General features: G+C 69.9%; 18 protein-coding genes. 4 read left to right on the top strand and 14 right to left on the bottom strand.

The window, feature by feature from the left end:
* Positions 1-14 precede the first annotated feature (14 nt).
* Both ACFXK0_RS15665 and ACFXK0_RS15660 read right to left on the bottom strand, forming a co-directional pair.
* Entirely contained in the window at positions 15-1496 is a 1482-nt protein-coding gene (locus ACFXK0_RS15665) for a flavin-containing monooxygenase (protein ID WP_379410942.1), read from the bottom strand.
* Entirely contained in the window at positions 1493-2704 is a 1212-nt protein-coding gene (locus ACFXK0_RS15660; RefSeq protein WP_379410941.1) for a patatin-like phospholipase family protein, read from the bottom strand. Before ACFXK0_RS15660 ends, ACFXK0_RS15665 begins: the two co-directional genes overlap by 4 nt.
* A gap of 60 nt (positions 2705-2764) precedes the next feature.
* Between ACFXK0_RS15660 and ACFXK0_RS15655 the strand changes: the two genes are divergently transcribed.
* Positions 2765-3364 carry a TetR/AcrR family transcriptional regulator gene (locus ACFXK0_RS15655; RefSeq protein ID WP_379410939.1) on the top strand — a complete coding sequence of 200 codons (600 nt, stop codon included), beginning with the start codon at positions 2765-2767 and terminating at the stop codon, positions 3362-3364.
* A gap of 185 nt (positions 3365-3549) precedes the next feature.
* On the opposite strand, the gene ACFXK0_RS15650 is transcribed toward ACFXK0_RS15655, so the two are convergent.
* From ACFXK0_RS15650 to ACFXK0_RS15625, 6 genes are all read right to left on the bottom strand, one after another.
* Positions 3550-3945, bottom strand: coding sequence for a helix-turn-helix domain-containing protein (locus ACFXK0_RS15650; RefSeq protein ID WP_379410938.1), 396 nt, complete (start codon positions 3943-3945; stop codon positions 3550-3552).
* A 62-nt stretch (positions 3946-4007) separates the two neighbouring features.
* Positions 4008-5219: an alpha/beta hydrolase family protein gene (locus tag ACFXK0_RS15645; RefSeq protein ID WP_379410936.1), complete on the bottom strand. Its 1212-nt coding sequence runs from the start codon at positions 5217-5219 to the stop codon at positions 4008-4010.
* 218 nt (positions 5220-5437) lie between these two features.
* Positions 5438-5902: a DUF5130 domain-containing protein gene (locus tag ACFXK0_RS15640; protein WP_379410935.1), complete on the bottom strand. Its 465-nt coding sequence runs from the start codon at positions 5900-5902 to the stop codon at positions 5438-5440.
* Entirely contained in the window at positions 5889-6164 is a 276-nt protein-coding gene (locus ACFXK0_RS15635; protein ID WP_379410933.1) for a hypothetical protein, read from the bottom strand. Before ACFXK0_RS15635 ends, ACFXK0_RS15640 begins: the two co-directional genes overlap by 14 nt.
* Positions 6165-6237: 73 nt before the next feature.
* The gene (locus ACFXK0_RS15630) at positions 6238-7842 is read right to left on the bottom strand and encodes a glycoside hydrolase family 13 protein (protein WP_379410931.1); all 1605 of its coding nucleotides are present in this window, start codon (positions 7840-7842) and stop codon (positions 6238-6240) included.
* A gap of 209 nt (positions 7843-8051) precedes the next feature.
* The gene (locus ACFXK0_RS15625) at positions 8052-8465 is read right to left on the bottom strand and encodes a globin (protein WP_379410930.1); all 414 of its coding nucleotides are present in this window, start codon (positions 8463-8465) and stop codon (positions 8052-8054) included.
* Positions 8466-8651: 186 nt separating this feature from the next.
* Here ACFXK0_RS15625 and ACFXK0_RS15620 point away from each other — a divergent pair, with 186 nt between their 5' ends.
* Entirely contained in the window at positions 8652-9365 is a 714-nt protein-coding gene (locus ACFXK0_RS15620) for an HNH endonuclease (RefSeq protein WP_379410928.1), read from the top strand.
* A gap of 1 nt (position 9366) precedes the next feature.
* Here ACFXK0_RS15620 and ACFXK0_RS15615 read toward each other — a convergent pair whose 3' ends face one another.
* Entirely contained in the window at positions 9367-9936 is a 570-nt protein-coding gene (locus ACFXK0_RS15615; RefSeq protein ID WP_379410927.1) for a helix-turn-helix domain-containing protein, read from the bottom strand.
* Between the two features lie 67 nt (positions 9937-10003).
* Here ACFXK0_RS15615 and ACFXK0_RS15610 point away from each other — a divergent pair, with 67 nt between their 5' ends.
* Together ACFXK0_RS15610 and ACFXK0_RS15605 are read left to right on the top strand one after the other, a co-directional pair.
* A complete protein-coding gene (locus ACFXK0_RS15610; protein WP_379410925.1) occupies positions 10004-10717 on the top strand; it encodes an AzlC family ABC transporter permease in 714 nt (237 codons plus the stop codon).
* Complete coding sequence (locus ACFXK0_RS15605; RefSeq protein ID WP_379410924.1) at positions 10714-11034, top strand: AzlD domain-containing protein; 321 nt, start codon at positions 10714-10716, stop codon at positions 11032-11034. The genes ACFXK0_RS15610 and ACFXK0_RS15605 overlap by 4 nt, the downstream gene beginning before the upstream one ends.
* A 282-nt stretch (positions 11035-11316) precedes the next feature.
* On the opposite strand, the gene ACFXK0_RS15600 is transcribed toward ACFXK0_RS15605, so the two are convergent.
* From ACFXK0_RS15600 to ACFXK0_RS15580, 5 genes are all read right to left on the bottom strand, one after another.
* Positions 11317-11988: a hypothetical protein gene (locus tag ACFXK0_RS15600; protein ID WP_379410923.1), complete on the bottom strand. Its 672-nt coding sequence runs from the start codon at positions 11986-11988 to the stop codon at positions 11317-11319.
* A 3-nt stretch (positions 11989-11991) separates the two neighbouring features.
* Positions 11992-12417: an acyl-CoA thioesterase gene (locus tag ACFXK0_RS15595; RefSeq protein ID WP_379410970.1), complete on the bottom strand. Its 426-nt coding sequence runs from the start codon at positions 12415-12417 to the stop codon at positions 11992-11994.
* A 41-nt stretch (positions 12418-12458) separates the two neighbouring features.
* Positions 12459-17336, bottom strand: coding sequence for an NAD-glutamate dehydrogenase (locus ACFXK0_RS15590; RefSeq protein WP_379410921.1), 4878 nt, complete (start codon positions 17334-17336; stop codon positions 12459-12461).
* Between the two features lie 268 nt (positions 17337-17604).
* Entirely contained in the window at positions 17605-19281 is a 1677-nt protein-coding gene (ettA, locus tag ACFXK0_RS15585) for an energy-dependent translational throttle protein EttA (RefSeq protein ID WP_379410920.1), read from the bottom strand.
* Positions 19282-19350: 69 nt separating this feature from the next.
* Entirely contained in the window at positions 19351-19884 is a 534-nt protein-coding gene (locus tag ACFXK0_RS15580) for a single-stranded DNA-binding protein (RefSeq protein ID WP_379410919.1), read from the bottom strand.
* Positions 19885-19950: the final 66 nt, after the last annotated feature.

The following is a 19950-nucleotide window of genomic DNA, read 5'->3' as shown; positions in this document are numbered from 1 at the left end:
GCGACGCTGCCGGTTCACGCGGGGATCTCTACATCGTCGGTGGTCGTGACGGTGAAGTCGGCCGGATCGAAGGAACTGACCCGGGTGGTCAGCTCGCCGGTCGACCACGGCCAGCTGAAACTGTTGCGGCCGTTGGCATCCAGGTAGTAGCTCTGGCAGCCGCCCGCGTTGTAGACGGTGCCTGCCAGCGCGGCCTGCACCTGCTCGACATAGCCGGCCTGCACCTCGGGACGCACATCCAGCGCCGACCAGCCCCGGCGCCGGGCCGTGGTGACGGCCGCGACCAGGAACTCGACCTGGGCTTCGAGAATGGCGAAGGCCGAGGAATGGCCGGTGCCCAGGCTGGGGCCGAGCACGGTGAACGCGTTGGGGAAACCGGTGGTGACGGTGCCGAGGTAGGCCTCCGGCGAGCCCTGCCAGTGCTCGGCCATGGTCCGGCCGTCGGCGCCGCGCACGATGTCGGCGAGCGGGGTGTCGAGGATGTGGAAGCCGGTGCCGAGGATGACGGCGTCGACCTCGGCGGTGCTGCCGTCGGCGCCGACGACGGTGTTGCCGCGGAATTCGGCGACCGCGGTGGCGTGGACCTCGACATTGTCGCGGGTGAGCGACTGGAGATAACTGTTGGAGAACAGGATCCGCTTGCAGCCCAGCAGATAGTCGGGGGTGAGCTTGGCGCGCAGCGCCGGATCACGCACCACCGCGCGCAGATACGCCGAGCCGACGGCCTGCACCGTCTGCATGAGCGGTCGGGGATGCCGGAAGGCCACCCCGAGACCCTCCATGATCGTGTACTCCACCGCGCGCAATGCCGTGTGCGCGAACGGAATGCGCCGCATCATCCGCTTCTCCACCGCGGGCACCGGATGATCGAGTTTGGGCAGCACCCACTGCGCGGTGCGCTGGAACAGGTGCAGCGCGGCGACCTCGGGCGCGATGGCAGGCACGAACTGCACCGCCGACGCACCGGTGCCGACCACCGCGACCCGCTTGCCACGCAGGTCGTAGTCGTGGTTCCAGCGCGCGGAATGGAAGACCGCACCGGTGAACTCGGCCAGGCCGGGGATCTCGGGAACGCGCGGCTCGTTCCACGGGCCCGCCGCCGAGACGACGAAGCGCGCGGTCAGTTCACCGGCACCGGTGCTCAGGCGCCAGCGCTCGGCCGCGGTGTCCCAGTGCGCGCCGGTCACCTCGACGCCGAAGCGGGTGCGCTCGGCCAGACCGTGCTCGCGGGCGACCCGGTCGACGTAGCCGAGGATCTCGGGCTGGGTCGCGAACAGCCGCGACCATTCGCTGTTGGGCGCGAAGGAGAACGAGTACAGACCCGAGGGCACATCGCAGGCACACCCCGGATAGGTGTTGGCCCGCCAGGTGCCGCCGAAGGTGTCGGCCTTCTCGACGATGACGACATCCTCGACGCCGGCCTCGGCGAGCTTGATCGCCGCGCAGACCCCGGAGATCCCGGCGCCGATCACGATCACTTCGTGGTGGTTGGTCACAGGTCGACTCCTTCGTGCGCCGCGCGGATCGCCGCGGCGACGCGTGCGGGTGTGGTCCGGCGGGCGATCTCGAGCGTCGCCGCCCGCCGGCGGAAATCCATGAAATTGGGGCCCATGACGGCCAGGTCGACGGCACTGGGCTCGACCCGGATCACCCGGGTCCCCGCCGCGCGCAGCAAGGCGACCTCCCGATCCAGACCGCGGGTCATCTGCCCACGCAGCAGCCGTTCGGCCCGATCCAGACCGGTCGCGGGCTCCCCGCCCGCCGAGGTCATCGGGGCGACGACGACCACCTCGTCGAGACCGAGCGGCACCAGCAGATCCGCCGACACCGACGACACCGCCCCACCGTCGACATAGTCGCGCTCCCCGATCCGCACCGGCGGAAACCACCCGGGTATGGCCCAGGATGCGGCGATCGCGTCACCGAGCCCGACCGCGGGCACCCGCCCCGATCCACCACCGCGGCCGCCGGCACCACCTTCTGCGACCTGCGCGGCACCACCCTGTGCCTGCGCCCGCGCCGCGGCGTCTGATGCGGGGTGTTGCGCGCCGGCCGACGTGTCGAGTGCCGCACGGTCCACGCCGGGGTTCGAGCCGGTGGTGGATGCCGCGCCGGAGCGGGGTTCACCACCGGTCCGGTCAGCCGCGGCCGTGGCACCGGGCACCCTGTGCGCCGCCGACACGGCGGGCGTGCCCGGCTGCGTGTTGTCGGCGCCGAAGGCGATGCGCTCGCCGGTGGCCGCGTCGGCGGCGACCAGCCAGGTCGCGGGGTGCGGCACCCAGCCGGTCGGGTCGGCGAGGGCGTGGCCGAAGGCGCGCAGCCAGGCGGCGTCGCCGCGACCACGGGGCAGCAGGCCCGCCAGGGCGGTGTAGGCGGAGCCGCGGCGGAGGCCCGCGGCGACCAGGCCGCGACCGGGCAGCCCGAGGCCGGGCAGCGGGGGCAGCGCACCGGGGTCGACGGCCACGTGCCCGGCGAGTACCGGGTCGGCGTCCGGGGTGGCGTCGAGGGCGGCGAGCAGGGCGGTGGGCGTGCGGCCGGAGCCGAGGGCGGCGACGATCTCGGCGCCCGCCGAGGTGCCGACCAGGACCTCGGCGTCGCGGACGTCCCAGTCCAGCGCGCGTTCGACGGCGTCGAGGGCGGCCACGGTCCAGGCGAAGCCGAGGATCCCTCCGCACCCGATGGCCAGGCCACGTCGTGTAGTCATGATTCGGATACTAACGGTATTTGAATTCCAGCGGTAGCCCGTCTTGCTAAACTCCTGCGCATGGCCAGGATGACGCGCAAGCAGTCGCACGCACGCACCCGTGAGCGTCTGGTCGAAACCGCCAAGCGCCTGTTCCTGGCCGACGGATACAACGTCACCTCCCTGGAGAAGGTCGCCACCGAGGCCGGCTTCTCCAAGGGCGCTGTCTACTCGAATTTCGCCACCAAGCACGAGCTGGGCCTGGCCGTGCTCGACGTGGTGCATGTGGAGCGCGGTGATTCACTGTCGGCCGCAGTGCTGACCCACGACACGATGGTCGAGCGCATCGAGGGTTTCGCGCGGTGGGCCGACGAGAACATCGGCGACGTCGGCTGGACGGCACTCGAGGTCGAGTTCGCCACCAGCACCCGCCATCTACCGGCGATCCGCGAGGAACTGGCCGTCCGCCGCCGCACCCTCACCGCGATGCTGGGTTCCCTGATCGCGGTACACGCCGACGAGATGGGCATCGAACTACCGGTCCCGGCCGAAGACGCCGCACTGCAACTGCTCTCCCTCGGCATCGGCCTCGGCGTCCAGCGCGCGATCGACCCAGAAATGCCGGTCAACTCCCTGGTCGACCTACTCCGCACCCTGATCGAATCCGCCCGCACCACCTGAGCAGCGAACATCGTCTGACGCGAAGCACCACGTGTCCGGCGCGTCGACATTCGGCATCGCGATCGAATTCGGCGCCACGATCCGGCGATCCGACCAGTTCGCCTACCGGCCCCACCGACCATCACGCCCGTGGGCCCGGCGGCGCATCGCCCCCGGCGACCTCGCCGGCCGGCCCAGCGCCGCGATCAGGCGGCCAGCAGCACCGGGTTCGGTGTGACGGCGTGCGGCTGGGTGCCTGGCATGGGCGCGGGGATCCGGCGGTCACCACCTACCACCACCACGGCGGGGGCCATGGCGTGGCGGCGCATGGTGTGGGCGACCTGCGCGACCAGGTCGCCGACCGAGGTTCCCAGTGCGCCGGCCAGTGCGGCGATCATCTCGCTCGACGGCTCCTTGCGGCCGCGTTCGACCTCGGACAAGTACTGCGGCGAGATGCCTGCCCGGCCCGCGGTGTCCACCAGGGTGGAGCGCTGTTGCCGGCGCAGCGCGCGCAGGTGTTCACCCAGTGCCTCGCGCCACAGCGGCTCCGGCCGCCGCTCGCGGCCGCCCGCGATCACGCGCAATCGGTTGTGTTCGCCCATACTCCGAGGGTAGGGATCGGGCGGCGCGAACACCGCGCTCTTCTGCTGTCGGCGTAACCGGCTCAGCGGGTGATGCCGAACCTGGCGTCCACCCAGGCGAGCGCGTCGGCGAAGGACGCGCCGACGATCTCGCTGTGGTCGGTGTCGTCGAACTTGCGGTAGTCGACGTTCTGGCCGTTGCCCTGCTGGTCGTCGACCATGGCATCGGTCGACTGCGGCAGCACGGTCAGATCGTCGCGGCCCTGCAACACGAGCACCGGCACGGTGAACGCCAGACCGCTGGGATCGTTGTCGTCGAGCACCCGCAGCAACGCCGACAGATCGCCGTCCTCGGTGAACACGTCCCTGGTCGACAGTCCACCCCACTTGCCCTTGTCCCGCAGTCCGGTACTGCACTCGGACTCGGCGATCGGCAGCATCGCCACCGCCTTGTCGGTGAGGAACCGGCCGGGATCGACCGTGGCGACCGTCTGCGCGCCGCGCACCAGCAGCGGCACATACACCGACAGGTCGCCCGCGCCGATCCGGCCCAGCGGATTGGACACCGTCCACTTCGCCATCCGCACCTGCTCACCCAGATGCGAGACCGGCGCCAGCGCCACGGCGCCGAGCAGCGGCGTGTCCGGCGCCCACCCGGTGGCGGCACTCGCCGCGAACAGTGCCGCGTGCCCGCCCTGTGAGTGCCCCATGGCGACCCAGCGAGAGCCCACCGACTCGTCGACCGCGCGGGCCGCCACGGCGAGATCGGCCATCGCGCGCTGCTCGGTGCCGCCGATCAGATAGCCGTGGTCGCCGGGTGTGCCGAGGCCCTGGTAGTCGGTCCTGGCGACCGCGTAGCCCTTGGCGATCCAGCGCGCTTGTTCGTCGCGGCTCGGCGAGGACCCGTCGGTGCGCGAGGGTGCGCACACATCGGCGATGCCGTTGGTGCCGGGCGCCCACGAGATCAACGGCCAGCCACCCGCGGGCGCGGTGCCCTCGGGTACCGCCAGCGTCCCCGAGACGGCGACCGTCGCGCCCTTGGCGTCCACGGAGCGGTACAGGATCAGGTGGTTGCGCGCGCCGGGCACCGCCTGCGCGCCGGTCAGCGCCTGGGTCCGGATCACCGAGGCGCGCGCCCCCGGCACCGATTCCGGTGCGGGCGTGTAGAAGTCGGCCTGCGGCGCGCCCACTGCGAGCCCGGACGCACCGGACGCCTCATCCGCGCATCCGGCGACCGGAAGCGCCAGGCAGACGACCGCCGCCGCCGTGATCACCCGCGCGATTGCTGTATCCATAATCCCCCCGCTGCCACCATCCATCGACCGTCACCCGCGGCCGGTAAAACCGTCGATCAGATTACTCGATGACCTGCGAAAGACCGGGCGCCGCATCACGTCCGGGACCGAGCTCGGTGCGGGACCCTGCCCAGGAACCCACGGATCGGCGCGGCAGCGACCCGGAAACACGAACGGCGCGTTCACCCAGTAGGTGAACGCGCCGGACGCGGAAGGAACTAGCGGCCGATGGCGGCGGCCATCACCCGCACCGCCGAGATCAGGCCGTCGATCAGGTTGCCCTGCCGGAACGAGGCCAGCGCGGCGGTGACGCCGAGCTGGCAGATGCGGTCGTTGGCCCGCTCGGCCACGTCCGCACCGGAGCGCACCTCGATCGCACCCTGGTTCGGCGATACCGCGATGAGCACCGAATCGGCCGCCTCGGGGGTGTTCGGCAGCAGCGCGTCGGCGCCTGCGGCCGGATCGTTGCCGAGGTCGCCGAGATAGATGTTGAAGCGCACCTTGGTCGCCCGGGTCGCCTCGGTGAGCGCGTTGTCGAGGGAGATGCGCTCACGGTCGGTGAAGGGCACCTCGTCGAAAACGGTGCCCGACTCGTGCACACCCGAGACACGGCCGCTGCTGGTCAGCACGGAACCGTGCGGCAGGTCGGCCTCGACCACCGCGGGCCACTTAGAACTTGCCACTTGCCCGGCCTCCGATCAGCGCCGCGTCGGCGGCTTCGAGAGCCGCATGACTGCCATGCGACTCGGCGGTGTGGTGACCCGCAGTGGTCACCTCGTCGGTAGCGCTCCACAGCACCGGCGAGTGGGTCCACTTCTGCCCGAGCGCGAAGTGGGCCGGCTTCTCACCGGGAAATTGCTTACCGAGATAGGACAAACCCGCGATCGCGAAGTAGATCGCGGCCGGGATGCCGACGAAGATCAGCACTGTCTCGAGAATGCTCACGGTCCAACGGTAGACGATGCTGTGTAGTAGTTCATCCTCCGGCTCTCGGTTCGTGATGCGTGTCCGGTGAGTTTCAGACCAGCCAGGCCGCCGCGTTCGCGGGCAGGTGCTCGTCGACCACGGGCGCGCTGGCCAGCAGCATCTCCCCCGGCGGCAGCTGGATCGGCCCACTGGAGGCGTTGAGCACACAGATCAGCCCGCCCGGCCTGCGGAAGGCCAGGGCGTCGTCGGGGCTGCCGTACCACTCGATCCGATCGCCGGCGAATTCCGGCCGGGTGCCGCGCAGCTCGATCGCCAGCCGGTACAGCGACAGCGTCGAATGCAGGGTCTCCAGTTGGGATTCCACGGTCCGGCCTGCCCAGTCGGCGGGGATCGGCAGCCACGATCGCGCGCCGTCGGTGAAGCCGAACGGCGGCGTCGCGCCCTCCCACGGGATCGGTACGCGGCAGCCGTCGCGGCCGCGTTCGGTGCGGCCCGAGCGCAGCCACACCGGGTCCTGCAGGACTTCCTCGGGCAGGTCGTCGACATTGGGCAGGCCGAGTTCGGCCCCGTTGTAGACGAAGACCGCGCCGGGCAGCGCCAGCTCGACCATCATCATCGCCCTGGCCCGCGCGACCCCGGTCTTGCCGCCGCCGTAGCGGGTCACCTCCCGCTCGACGTCGTGATTGGACAACGTCCAGGTCGGCGGGGCGCCCACGGCCTCCACCGCGTCCAGCGAGTGGGTGATCGCCGCGCGCACGCCCTCGACGGTGAACGGTGTCTCGGCGAGCCGGAAGTTGAAGGCCAGGTGCAGTTCGTCGGGGCGCACGTATTCGCCGAAGCGGATGTTGTCCTCGACCCACACCTCGCCGATCGACACCGCGTGCGGATAGTCGTCGAGGACGGCGCGGAAGCGGCGGTGGATGGCGTGCACGCCGGGATTGTTGAAGCGCGGATCGTCGTCGTCGTTGACCAGCAGTTTGGTGCTGACCTCGGCCATATCGGGCAGGCCGTCGGGTTTGGCCATGCCGTGGGCGACATCGAGGCGGAAGCCGTCGACGCCGCGGTCGAGCCAGAACCGCAGCGTCTTCTCGAAGTCGTCGGCGACCTCGGGATTGGTCCAGTCCAGGTCGGGCTGTTCGGCGGCGAAGATGTGCAGGTACCACTGGCCCGGCTCACCGTCGGCCTCGGTGACCCTGGTCCAGGCCGGGCCGCCGAAGATGCTCGGCCAGTTGTTGGGCGGCTGCGACCCGTCCTCGCCGCGGCCGTCGCGGAAGATGTAGCGGGAACGTTCGGGACTGCCGGGCGCGGCGGCCAGCGCCGCGGTGAACCAGGGATGTTCATTGCTGGTGTGATTGGGTACCAGATCCATCGTGACCTTGATCTCGCGATCGTGGGCCTCGGCGATCAGCTCGTCCATGGCCGCCAGCCCGCCGAAGAGCGGGTCGATGTCGCGCGGATCGGACACGTCGTAGCCGCCGTCGGCCTGCGGCGAGCGCATCACCGGACAGATCCACAGCGCGTCGACCCCGAGTAGCTCGAGATACCCCATCTTCTCGCGCACCCCGCCCAGGTCGCCGATTCCGTCACCATCGGAGTCGGCGAACGAGCGGGGATAGACCTGATAGAACACGGCGGTTGTCCACCACGGAGCGGTGCTGTTGTCCCCCGGCACCGGCGAGGCAGGTGTCTGTGTCACACCCGCAATATTGCCAAAGTTCGCCCGCAATATTCCTCTGGCGCGGCGATTTCTCGAGATCCGGCAAATCGCCAGCGTCGGCCACGCCGGGCCGAAACATCGCGGTAAACCTCGTTATGGCCCCGAAACCGGGCCGCCACCTGCCGGTCATCAGCGAACGCGGGGCACGCAGCCCGTCGTTTGGGCGCGTTCTACCCGGGAGGTGGGGGCTAGGTGGGCGCGTTTTGGAGGGATGCTGCGGCCATTTGGAAGTACTCCAGCAGGGCCTTGCGGTGGGCGTCGTCGAGGACCGACGGTTCGATCTCGCCGACGGCGATTGTCATGCACCGCATCCACGCGTCACGTTCCAGCGGCCCGATGACGAACGGATGGTGACGCATCCGCAGCCGCGGGTGGCCGCGCTCGTCGGAATAGGTCCGCGGGCCACCCCAGTACTGCTCGAGGAACATCCGGAGCCTGCGCTCGGCGGGACCGAGGTCCTCCTCCGGATACATCGGCCGCAGGATCTCATCGGCAGCGACCTCGCGATAGAACACCGACACGAGGCGGCGGAAGGTCTCCGCGCCACCTACCGCGTCATAGAACGAGGTCGTTGTCTGCTCACCTGAAGTCACGTCCCCCATTGTGCCCCGGCGATCGGCGGGCCGACCGGGCGGCAGCCTCGCATCACGAACGCGCGGCCCTTCAACCACAGTTCACCCGGAAGTTTGAAAAATAGCCGTGCAATACCGGCTCGAGCATGGTCAACTGGGTGACAGTATCGGCCCCAGATACCACATGATCCTGCCAATCATGAAATTGAGGTCAAGATGAAGCAGCGACCAGGCGCCCGGTCACACGAGGCGCGCGCGCACCGACAACTCCAGCCCGCCGACGTCCACAATCGTGGCTCGGGGGCCATCCCGCTGCACATCCTGTCCGATCACCATCCGGGCGCATCCGGTCGTCACGACCTGCCGCATCACCCCGCGCCATTGCATCTCGCCGGAGACCACGACGCCGCCGCGTGGCGCAAACGCCGGGTCCTCCTCCTCAATGCCACCTACGAGCCGCTCACCGCACTGTCCGCACGTCGCGCCGTCGTGCTGCTGATCTGCGCCAAAGCCGACGCCGTGCACGACGATCCCGACGCCCCGGTCCTGCATTCCGCGGGCGCCGCCGTGGCGATTCCCTCTGTCATCCGCTTGCGCACCTATGTGCGGGTGCCCTATCGCGCCCGGGTCCCGATGACCCGCGCCGCGCTCATGCACCGCGACCGCTACCGGTGCGGTTACTGCGGCGGCAAAGCCGAGACGATCGACCATGTCATCCCGCGCAGTCGCGGTGGCGAGCATTCGTGGGAGAACTGCGTCGCCAGCTGCGCCCCGTGCAATCACCGCAAAGCCGACAAGATGCTGACCGAGCTGGGCTGGACCCTGCGGCATCCGCTGGTCTCCCCCAAAGGCCCGCACTGGCGGCTGCTGTCGACCACCGCCGAACTGGACCCGATCTGGTTGCAGTATCTCGGCGAAGGCGCCGCCTGAGTCAGGGGCTCTCGATCACCATCGAGGCCCAGGTACCCGGCTCCAGCGCCTCGAAGACATGCGGGAGATCGCCCAGGTAGCGCACGTAGTCGCCGGGGCCGATCTCGATCGGCTCGTCCGCCGGGCCGACCAGTGCGCGCCCGGCGGCCAGCACCACGTGCTCGACCACACCGGGGGTGTGCGGGTCGGAGCGCCGGGTGTGGCCGGGCTCGGCCGCGATCCGGTACACATCGCAGCGGGTGTGTGACTGGCCCGCCGCGAGCAAGGTCACCCGGTAGCCGGCATCGGCCGAGGGCACCGGCGCGCCCTCGTCGGCGCGGATCAGCTGGACATTGGGCCGGGGCGGGTCGAGCAGCCGCGAGAACGGCATCTCCAGCGCCACGCAGAGCGCCCACAGGGTTTCCAGACTGGGGTTGCCGGTGCCCGATTCCAGTTGCGACAGCGTCGATTTCGCGACCCCGGCCCGGCTGGCGACCTCGGTCAGCGACAAACCTGCGCGGGCGCGTTCGCGCCGCAGCGACGCCGCGATCACCGCTTGGGGTGGTCCGGCGACCGGGTCCTGCCGGTCCATCAACGCCTCCTGGGAGCTGGCGAGTTCGCGTTGACTTTACCCACCCGGGGCGTTCATTATGAGAAACATGCGTTCGATATGGCGAACACTCGATCGGCGAACCGGTACCGCCGTGGCCGCGGCCTGCCTGGCCGTCGGCCTGTTCGGGGTGTCCTACGGTGCCTCCACGATCGCGGCCGGGTTCCCGATGTGGATGCCGATCGTGATGGCGGTGACGGTGCTCGCCGGTGGCTCGGAGCTGCTGTTCTTCGGCATCGTGGCGGCCGGTGGCAGCCCGATCGCGGCGGTCGTGGCCGGGCTGCTACTCAATGCCAGGCACCTGCCCTACGGGCTGTCGGCACCGGAGGTGTTCGGCCGTGGCTGGCGGCGCGTGCTCGGCGTCCACGTGCTCAACGATGAGTCGGTCGCCTTCGCGACCGCGCCGGGCGACCAGGACCGCAAACGGGCCGCGTACTGGGCCTGCGGCATCGGCGTCGCCCTGTGCTGGCCGCTCGGCGCGACCCTCGGCGCCGCGCTCGGCTCGATCGTCCCCGACACCTCGGCGCTCGGCCTCGACGCGGTCTTCCCGGTGATCCTGCTGGCCCTGATCCTGCCCGCGCTGCGCGATCGCGCCACCCTGCGCCCGGTCCTGACCGGCGCTGCCCTCGCTGTTGCCGTCGCCCCCTTCGTCCCCGCCGGCCTCCCGGTCCTGATCGCACTACTGGGCCTCGTGTTCGCACTGCGTCCCCTGGAGCAGGCTCATTCGGATCGCCGACAGCCTGCCCAGGTGGGACGGTCGTGAACGCGCCGTACCTGCTGCCCGCCATGCTCGCGCTCGCCGTCGGCACCTACGCGCTGCGCTGGACAGGCCCCGCTTTGCGGCATCGGCTTCGCCTGTCCGCCAGGACGATCCACCTGCTCGACACCGGCGCGCTCATCCTGCTGGCGGCCCTCGTCGCGACCTCCACCATGCCGACCGGATCCGGCGAACTCGGCCTCGCCCTGCCGGCCGGCGTGGGCGTCGGCGGCCTCCTCGCCTGGCGCCGCGCCCCACTGCTGCTCACCGTGCTGGCCGCAGCCACCACCACCGCCCTGCTCCGGCTGGCCGGCGTGCACTGACCAGGATCCGGTGAACTCAGCGCCGCACCGTCAGTCCGGCGGGACGACCGTGGATTCGCCTGGCGCCATCGCCGCTCGTGACACGCAGACCGCAGCCGCGCCGCTGCGATGGGCGGTCACCTGGCGTCGGCCACCGCCGCACGTGTGCGCAGCGTCGGCAGCCAGCGACTGATCGGGGCATCGACTACGGGCATCGCGACCGGCGCAGCTCAGGTCGACGCGCACTCTGCCGGCGAACGACCGGCCGGCCTCCACGGCAGTCTCGCTGAGCGGATGCCGGATTCAGCTGGGTGACAAGGGAATCGCGCCGCCGAGCCGACGGGCGACCGAGCCGTAGCGGGCGTCGAGGCGCAGCCAGGTGCGGGTCGCACGGACGCGGACCAGTTCTGTGGGCTGGATCCGGCGCGATTCGGCCTTCTCCCCCGCGTGCGGAATGAAGTCCATGGCGGTCAGCGCGAAGACCACCCGCATCGGGACCTCGACCTCGATATCGCCCGCGCCGGTCACGGTGAGCACCGATTGATCCAGCAGGGAGGCGGGCGGGCCGTGCGCGCCGCCGTGTTCGCGGGCCACGTCGGCGCCGCGTTCGGCCAGTTCGACCAGGGCGCGGGCGGGCACGTCGTCGACGTGGGTGAAGCCGTCGACCGGCGGCAGCGCGCCACGCCAGGCCGAATCCATCGAATAGCCCAGGTCGACGGGGTGCCCGGTGCGCAGGCCCGCCAGCACCGTGTCCGCGCCTGCGGTGGCGTCGGCGACGCCGAGTTCGGCGGTGACGGTGCGCACGGCGAGGGTCTCGAACCCGGTCGCCACCCAGGCCGAGACCAGGCTGGACCCGCGGCGGCGCAACCGGACGACGGCGGCGGGGTCCAGGCGCAGAGCCCTACTGAGAAAGGTGGCCAGGTTCTCGCGTTCGGCCGGGTCGGGCGTGTGCAGCACCCGCTGTTCGGAACTCACGAATCAGGCCCGCCACAGTGCCAGATAGTCGCGTTCGGTATCGCTGAGCCTGCGCAACCGCTGGGTCTCGATATCGAAGGCCGCCAGCTGCGTGGTCGCGGTGACCGCGGGCGGCGAATCGGGTGCGGCGCCGTCGGCCCGCACCTCGTAGCCGATGGTGAAATCGACCGCGCGCAGCTGCTTGACCCACATCGCGATATCGAGCGGGGTGTCCTCGTGCCGCAGCTGCCCCCGGTACTTCACGTGCAGGTCGACCAGCACACAACCCTGACGCCCCATCGACGCGGTGGGCTTGTCGTCGTCGAAGAGCCAGGGAATGCGCGCCTCTTCCAGCAGCGTCACCATCCGCGCGTGGTTCACGTGCTGGAACACGTCCATATCCGACCAGCGGATCTCGACCTTCGCGTGAAAACGCTGCGGCAACACCAGATCTGCCGCGGGTGCGGCGGTGTCGCCGTTCGGCGAACTCGTCACCGTGGTACCTCCGATTGGGCGCCCACCCCGCTCACCATGCTCCGCACCTGTCGCGCGGCGACCGACAGTGTGGCGAGGTCGTGGGTCCCGGACTCGAACAGTTCCGACAGGGCCGCGCGCGCACGACCCAGCCGGGACTGGTTCTTCGACTCCCAGTATGCAATTTTCTCGTCGGCCGTCTCCTCCGGGTCACCCGCGGAGAGCACATCGAGGGTGAGCGAGCGCAGCGAACCGTACATGTCGTCGCGCAGCGCGAGCCGGGCCAGCGCGTGCCAGCGATCGCCGCGTTCGAGATGGCTGACCGCCTCGAGCAGCCAGTCGATCTTGAGATGCTCGTTGAGCGCGTAGTACAGCGCGCCCACCTCGGCGCCGTCACGATCGGCGATATCGGCGATATCGACCACGTCCAGCAGCGGGAACAGGCTCAGCAGCCCGAACACCTCGGTCGCCAGCTCGGTCGGCGCGCCACGGGCGATCAGCTCGGCGGCGCCCTGGGTGAGCGAGGTGACGTGATGTCCGCGCAGCCAGCCCGGCACCTGCGGCGCGAGTTCCTGGACCCGGCGGCGGTAGCGGTTGATCTCGGCGCCCACCGCGACCGGCTGCGGCCGGTTGCTCAGCAGCCAGCGCGAGGCCCGGTCCAGCGTGCGCTTGGATTCCAGCTCCATCAGATCGCACACCCCGGCCGGGGCGTCGGCCCCACGGATGCGGGCCCACACATCGTGCAGCTCGAAGATCTCGCTGGCCGCGGCGAAGGCACGCACCACATCGGTGGTGGTCGCGCCGACTTCCTCGCCGAGCCGGTGCGCGTAGGTGATGCCGCCGTAGTCGACGACCTCGTTGACGACCATCGTGGTGACGATCTCGCGCCGCAGCCGGTGCTTCTTGATCTCGGCCCCGAAGCGCTCGCGCAGCGGGGTCGGGAAATACATCGGCAGCCTGCGCGCGAAGTAGGCGCTGTCGGGCAGGTCGGTGTCGAGCAGGTCGGCCTTGAGCCCGAGTTTGACGTGCGCGAGCAGGTTGGCCAGTTCCGGCGAGGCCAGACCGCTGCCCTCCTCGTCGCGCCGCTTCAGTTCGGCGGTCGACGGCAGCGCCTCGAGCTCGCGGTCCAGGCCGCGGCGCTGCTCGAGATCGTCGATGACGCGGCCGTGCACGCTCACCATCTGCGCCGCGTCGGTGCGCGCGATACCGATCAGCACGTTCTGATCGACGTTGTCCTGCAACACCATCCGCGCGACCTCGTCGGTCATCGAGGCCAGCAGCGGATTGCGGTCGGCGGGGGCCAGCGCGCCCGCGCTCACCACGCCGTCGAGCAGCACCTTGATATTGACTTCGTGGTCGGAGCAGTCGACACCGGCGGAGTTGTCCAGCGCGTCGGTGTTCATCTTGCCGCCGGCCCGGCAGAACTCGATGCGCCCCAGTGCGGTGGCGCCCAGGTTGCCGCCCTCGCCGACCACCTTGACCCGCAACTGTTTTCCGTCGACGCGCACCGCGTCGTTGGACTTGTCGCCGACCTCGGCATTCGATTCGGTGCTCGCCTTGACGTAGGTACCGATGCCACCGTTCCACAGCAACTGCACCGGCGCCAGCAGGATCGCGCGCACCAGCTCCGGCGGCGACAGTGCCTGCACCGCGTCGGGCAGGCCGAGCGCCGCCCTGGCCTGCGGCGAGATCGGCACCGATTTCACGGTCCGCTCGAACACCCCGCCGCCCTCGCTGATCAGGGCGCGGTCGTAGTCGGCCCAGGACGAGCGCGGCAGCGCGAACAGGCGTTCCCGCTCGGTGTAGGAGGTGGCCGCGTCGGGGTTCGGGTCGAGGAAGATGTGCCGGTGGTCGAACGCGGCGACCAGCCGGATGTGCCGGGACAGCAGCATGCCGTTGCCGAACACGTCACCGCTCATGTCGCCCACGCCGACCGCGGTGAAGTCCTGGCTCTGGGTGTCGATGCCCATCTCCCGGAAGTGGCGTTTGACCGCTTCCCAGGCGCCCTTGGCGGTGATGCCCATGGCCTTGTGGTCGTAGCCGGCCGAGCCGCCGGAGGCGAAGGCGTCACCGAGCCAGAAGCCGTAGCCGGTGGCCACGTCGTTGGCGATGTCGGAGAAGCTGGCGGTGCCCTTGTCGGCGGCGACCACGAGGTAGGTGTCGTCACCGTCGCGGCGAACCACCCGCGCCGGCGGCAGCACCGCGCCGGTGGCCAGGTCGACATTGTCGGTGACATCGAGCAGACCGGAGATGAAGGTGCGGTAGCAGGCGGTGCCCTCGGCGATGCTCGCCTGCCGGTCCGCCGCCGGGTCACCGATGGCCGCCGGCGGGCGCTTCACCACGAAGCCGCCCTTGGCGCCGACCGGCACGATCACCGCGTTCTTCACCGCCTGTGCCTTGACCAGGCCGAGGATCTCGGTGCGGAAGTCCTCGAGCCGGTCCGACCAGCGCAGGCCGCCGCGGGCCACCGAGCCGAAGCGCAGGTGCACGCCCTCGACCCGCGGCGAGTAGACGAAGATCTCGAATTGCGGCCGGGGCTTGGGCAATTCGGCGATCTCGCGCGGTTCCACCTTCAGCGACAGGTAGTCGCGCGGGCGGCCGTCGGCGTCGACGACGTAGTAGTTGGTGCGCAGGGTGGCCTTGATCAGGCCGAGGATCGCGCGCAGGATGCGGTCGGCGTCCATGCTGACCACTTCGTCGATGCCGGCCCGGACCCTGGTCTCCAGTTCCGCCGCGGTGTCGGCCGAGACGGTGTCGGGGTCGAACCGCACCGCGAACAGCGCGACGAACTGGCGCGCCACCTCCGGATGGGCCAACAGGACCCGCGCGATATTGGCCTGGCTGTACGGGAAACCGGCCTGCTGCAGGTATTTCGCGTAGGCGCGCAGAATGGTCACCTCCCGCCAGCCGAGCCCGGCGCGCAGCACCAGTTCGTTGAGGCCGTCGGCCTCGGCCCGGTCGTACCAGACCGCCTCGAAGGCGTCGGTGACCCTGGACCGCAGGGCGTCGGTATCGGTGCTCGGCGTCAGCAGACCGGCGTCGAGGTCGGTGACCAGCGGGCTGCGCAGCAGATCGGGGCGCGCCTGCAGGCCGAAGTCGTAGATCCAGCGTTCGGCGTCGAGCTCGAGCCGGTAGGGCCGCTCGTCGACCACTTCGACACCCAAACTCTGCAGCACCGGCAGCACCTGGCTCAGCGAGACGCCGCGCCCGGCGATGTAGAGGCTGAATCGCCAGGTGCCCGGCGCGGAATCGGCGGTGCGGTAGAGGAATTGACCGATATCGCCCTCGTCGAGGCCGGCCAGGCGGCCGAGATCGTCGAGACCGCGCGCCGGGGTGAAGTCCTCTTTGTAACTCTCGGGGAAGGTGTCGGCGGCGCGTGCGACGGCCACCGGGTCGTGCTCGGTGGAGGTGCCCGCCTCGCTCTCGATCCGGTCGCCCCAGGAGTGGCTGGCGCCGTCGAGCAGCTCCTGGATGCGCAGCCGGTTCTCCTCGGAGGTGTCCGGCGTCGGCGCGTGTGCCGCCGTGGACAACATGACCGTGAAATAGACGCTGGCGAGCTCGCTTTCGCTGACCCGGGCCGAGTAATCGATATCGGTGCCGCCGAGTTCGCGGACCAGGATGTCCTGCATCTCGAGCCGCACCGCGGTGGTGTAGCGGTCCCGCGGCAGGTACACCATGCAGGCGACGAAACGGCCGTAGGAATCCGAGCGCAGGAACAGCCGCACCTGGCGGCGCAACCCGACCCCGAGCACCGCCACCGCGGTCCGCCGCAGGGTCTCGGTCTCGGCGGAGAACAGTTCGGTGCGTGGGAAGGACTCGATCACCTCGAGCATGGCCTGCCCCGAGAACGACTCGAGGTCGAAACCGGCCGCCTCGATCGCGCTGCGTACCCGGCGGTTGATCACCGGGATGTCGAGCACGTTCTCGTGCACCGCGCTGACGGTGAAGATCCCGATGAACAGGTGCACGCCGACCACCGCGCCCGCGTCGTCGACATCGGCGACGCCGACGAAGTACGGGTACACCGACCGGTGCACAGTCGCCCGGACCAGGCCCTGGGTGAGCAGCAGCAGCGGCCGGTCGCCGCCGTTGATCGGGACCTGGAAGTCGGTGCCGACACCGGGGCGCAGCACGCCGAGCGCGCTGCCGTCCACGGCGCTGGAGACGGTGTGCCCGCCGACGGTGTCGCGCCGGTAGCGCGCGTAGCCGAGCAGCGTGAAGTTGCCGTCGGCCAGCCAGCGCAGCAGATCGGCGCAGGCGCCCAGGTCGTCGGCCGGGAAGGGGGCCGAGGAGCCGGTCGCAGTCTGGTCGAGCCGATCGGCGAGCTCGGACTGCACCCGGACCATGTCCTCGGTGTCGTCGATGACCTGCCGGACATCGGCGATCACCTCGGGCAGCGTCGCGGCGATCCCGTCGAGTGCCGCGCGGCTGGTCGACGGATGCAGCTGCAGGTGCATCCACGATTCGGCCAGGCCGACCGCGCCGTTGCCGTCCACTTCGTGCGGCGCCGCGGAGACCAGCTTGCCCTCGGCGTCCCGGATGACCTCGAAGATCGGATGGATCACCTCGGTGACGCCGACCTGCGCGCGGTTGAGCGCCGCGGTGATCGACTCGACCAGCAGCGGCATGTCGTCGGTGACCAGCTGCACCGCTGTCCCCACACCGGCGCCGTCGTCGAGATGGTGCACCCGCACCAAAGCCTTGCCCTTGGGCCGCTCGGTGGCCAGCTCGAGGTGGCGGCGGAAGATCTGGGTGATGCCGGTGATCGTGCAGTCCACGTCGCCGGCGTCGACGTGCCGGAAGTACGCCTCCTCCAGGGTGGCGAGCTCCCCGCGCAGAGGCTGGGGCAAACGCGCTGCCCACGCCGCGCTGGACAATTCCGACGAGACCGTCATTTTCCGTCCACTCCCAAGGATTCGGTTCCGCTTCGGTTCCGCACTACAGGTGACGCCGAATCGAGACTAGCCCGAGGTCAGGGGACGCGCCGAGAGACAACACGATTGCCCCGCCGGTAACTTCGCAATCGCCGGGTTACCGCTCCCGAACCCGCCGCGCCGCAACGGATTCCGCCCGCAGCGAACAGTCGCGGGCACCCCCGCAGACACCGCGGGCAGGGTAGTGACACTGCACTACCCTGCCCGGCCGGCCTGCGGTGAGCGATGCTCAGTCGCGGGTCAGCTTGCGGTGGGTGACGCGGTGCGGCCGGGCCGCCTCGGCGCCCATTCGCTCGATCTTGTTCGCCTCGTAGGCCTCGAAGTTGCCCTCGAACCAGAACCACTTGGCCTCGTTGTCGTTGTCGCCCTCCCACGCGAGGATGTGGGTGCAGGTCCGGTCCAGGAACCAGCGATCGTGGGAGATCACGACGGCGCAGCCCGGGAACTGCTCGAGCGCGTTCTCCAGCGAGCTCAGGGTCTCGACGTCGAGGTCGTTGGTCGGCTCGTCGAGCAGGATCAGGTTGCCGCCCTGCTTGAGCGTCAGCGCCAGGTTCAGGCGGTTGCGTTCACCACCGGAGAGCACCCCGGCCGGCTTCTGCTGGTCCGGGCCCTTGAAACCGAACGCGCTGACGTAGGCGCGCGAGGGCATCTCCTGGTTACCGACCTCGATGAAGTCCAGCCCGTCGGAGACGACCTGCCAGACGTTCTTCTTCGGGTCGATGCCTGCACGGTTCTGGTCGACGTAGCTGAGCTTGACCGTCTCGCCGACCTTCACCTCGCCGCTGTCGGGCGCTTCCAGGCCGACGATGGTCTTGAACAGCGTGGTCTTACCGACACCGTTGGGGCCGATCACGCCGACGATGCCGTTGCGCGGCAAGGTGAACGACAGGTCCTTGATCAGCTGACGATCACCGAAACCCTTGTCCAGGTTCGACACGTTGACGACGATGTCGCCCAGGCGCGGACCCGCGGGGATCTGGATCTCCTCGAAGTCCAGCTTGCGGTGCTTCTCGGCCTCGGCGGCCATCTCCTCGTAGCGACCGAGGCGGGCCTTGTTCTTGGCCTGGCGGGCCTTGGCACCCGAGCGCACCCAGGCCAGCTCCTCCTTGAGGCGCTTCTGCAGCTTCTGGTCCTTCTTGCCCTGGACCTCGAGGCGCTGGGCCTTCTTCTCCAGGTAGGTGGAATAGTTGCCCTCGTAGCCGATGGCCCGGCCGCGGTCGAGCTCGAGGATCCACTGGGCGACATTGTCGAGGAAGTACCGGTCGTGGGTGACGGCCAGCACGGCGCCCTGGTAGGAGGCCAGGTGCTGTTCGAGCCACAGCACGCTCTCGGCGTCGAGGTGGTTGGTCGGCTCGTCGAGCAGCAGCAGGTCGGGCTTGCTCAGCAGCAGCTTGCACAGCGCGACGCGGCGGCGCTCACCACCGGAGAGGTTGGTGACCGGCTCGTCCGGCGGCGGGCAGCGCAGCGCGTCCATGGCCTGCTCGAGCTGGGAGTCGACATCCCAGGCGTCGGCGTGGTCGAGGAACTCCTGCAGCTTGCCCATCTCGTCCATGAGCTCGTCGGAGTAGTCGGTGGCCATCAGCTCGGCGATCTCGTTGAAGCGGTCCAGCTTCACCTTGACCTCGCCGAGGCCCTCCTCCACGTTGCCGCGGACGGTCTTCTCCTCGTTCAGGTCGGGCTCCTGCATCAGGATGCCCACCGTCGCGCCCGGCGCGAGGAACGCCTCACCGTTGTTCGGCCGATCCACTCCCGCCATGATCTTCAGCACGCTGGACTTACCCGCGCCGTTCGGTCCGACGACGCCGATCTTCGCGCCGGGCAGGAAGTTCAGCGACACGTCGTCGAGAATGACCTTGTCGCCGTGCGCCTTGCGAACTTTGATCATCTGATAAATGAACTCAGCCATATATGGAAGCCTATCGGTGCGGGTAACGGGGATGAGATGCGGAGCGGGCCGGGTGCCGCGGACAGCGCCTCAGGCGTCGACCTGCTCGGGGATGCCCGCCAGGGGCATCGCGTCCGGCGATCGCGCCGGGAGGGAATCCGCCGCGGTCGTAGAGGCTACGGCAGTGGGGGCGGTCGACGCATACTCGGCCGGGTCCGCGACACCGGCGACCGTCGGTGCAGCGCCGCCGTGGCCGGAAATATTCCGCCGGCGCACGACCGAGGCGCTGCATCGGCCGAGATCGGGCCCGACGGCGACCGCGCGCATCTCCAGATCCCGCCGCTCGCCGCCGTCTTTGCCGCGGTACTCGTGTGAGCGCAGCTGACCGTAGGCGATCACCGGATCGCCCCGGTGCAGCGACCGGTCCACCCCGTGCACCAACCGGCGCCAGCAGGACACCGTCAGGTACAGATTCCCGTTGTCCACCCATTCGCCGGCGTTGGGATCGAACCGGCGGGCGTTGCTGGCCATCCGGAAGGTCACCACCTGCTCGCCGTTGGCGAGATCCCGCCGCACCGGATGGGTGACCACCGTGCCGATCACCGTCGTGTTCGCCTCGTACATCGAAACCGCCCCCACTCGATCGTCGTTGCTCTGACCACTCAACAATGACCCGGCGCTGGCGCGATC

The sequence above is a fragment of the Nocardia sp. NPDC059177 genome (genome assembly GCF_042755165.1).
GTDB lineage: Bacteria > Actinomycetota > Actinomycetes > Mycobacteriales > Mycobacteriaceae > Nocardia.
This window is presented reverse-complemented; position numbering and strand designations above follow the sequence as displayed.

Excerpts from the sequence above, each read along its gene's own strand:
- ACFXK0_RS15660 (WP_379410941.1), bottom strand. The coding sequence starts at position 2,704 with ATGACTACACGACGTGGCCTGGCCATCGGGTGCGGAGGGATCCTCGGC.
- ACFXK0_RS15655 (WP_379410939.1), top strand. The coding sequence starts at position 2,765 with ATGGCCAGGATGACGCGCAAGCAGTCGCACGCACGCACCCGTGAGCGT.
- ACFXK0_RS15650 (WP_379410938.1), bottom strand. The coding sequence starts at position 3,945 with ATGGGCGAACACAACCGATTGCGCGTGATCGCGGGCGGCCGCGAGCGG.
- ACFXK0_RS15645 (WP_379410936.1), bottom strand. The coding sequence starts at position 5,219 with ATGGATACAGCAATCGCGCGGGTGATCACGGCGGCGGCGGTCGTCTGC.
- ACFXK0_RS15625 (WP_379410930.1), bottom strand. The coding sequence starts at position 8,465 with ATGGGGGACGTGACTTCAGGTGAGCAGACAACGACCTCGTTCTATGAC.
- ACFXK0_RS15620 (WP_379410928.1), top strand. The coding sequence starts at position 8,652 with ATGAAGCAGCGACCAGGCGCCCGGTCACACGAGGCGCGCGCGCACCGA.
- ACFXK0_RS15615 (WP_379410927.1), bottom strand. The coding sequence starts at position 9,936 with ATGGACCGGCAGGACCCGGTCGCCGGACCACCCCAAGCGGTGATCGCG.
- ACFXK0_RS15610 (WP_379410925.1), top strand. The coding sequence starts at position 10,004 with ATGCGTTCGATATGGCGAACACTCGATCGGCGAACCGGTACCGCCGTG.
- ACFXK0_RS15590 (WP_379410921.1), bottom strand. The coding sequence starts at position 17,336 with ATGACGGTCTCGTCGGAATTGTCCAGCGCGGCGTGGGCAGCGCGTTTG.
- ettA (WP_379410920.1), bottom strand. The coding sequence starts at position 19,281 with ATGGCTGAGTTCATTTATCAGATGATCAAAGTTCGCAAGGCGCACGGC.
- ACFXK0_RS15580 (WP_379410919.1), bottom strand. The coding sequence starts at position 19,884 with ATGTACGAGGCGAACACGACGGTGATCGGCACGGTGGTCACCCATCCG.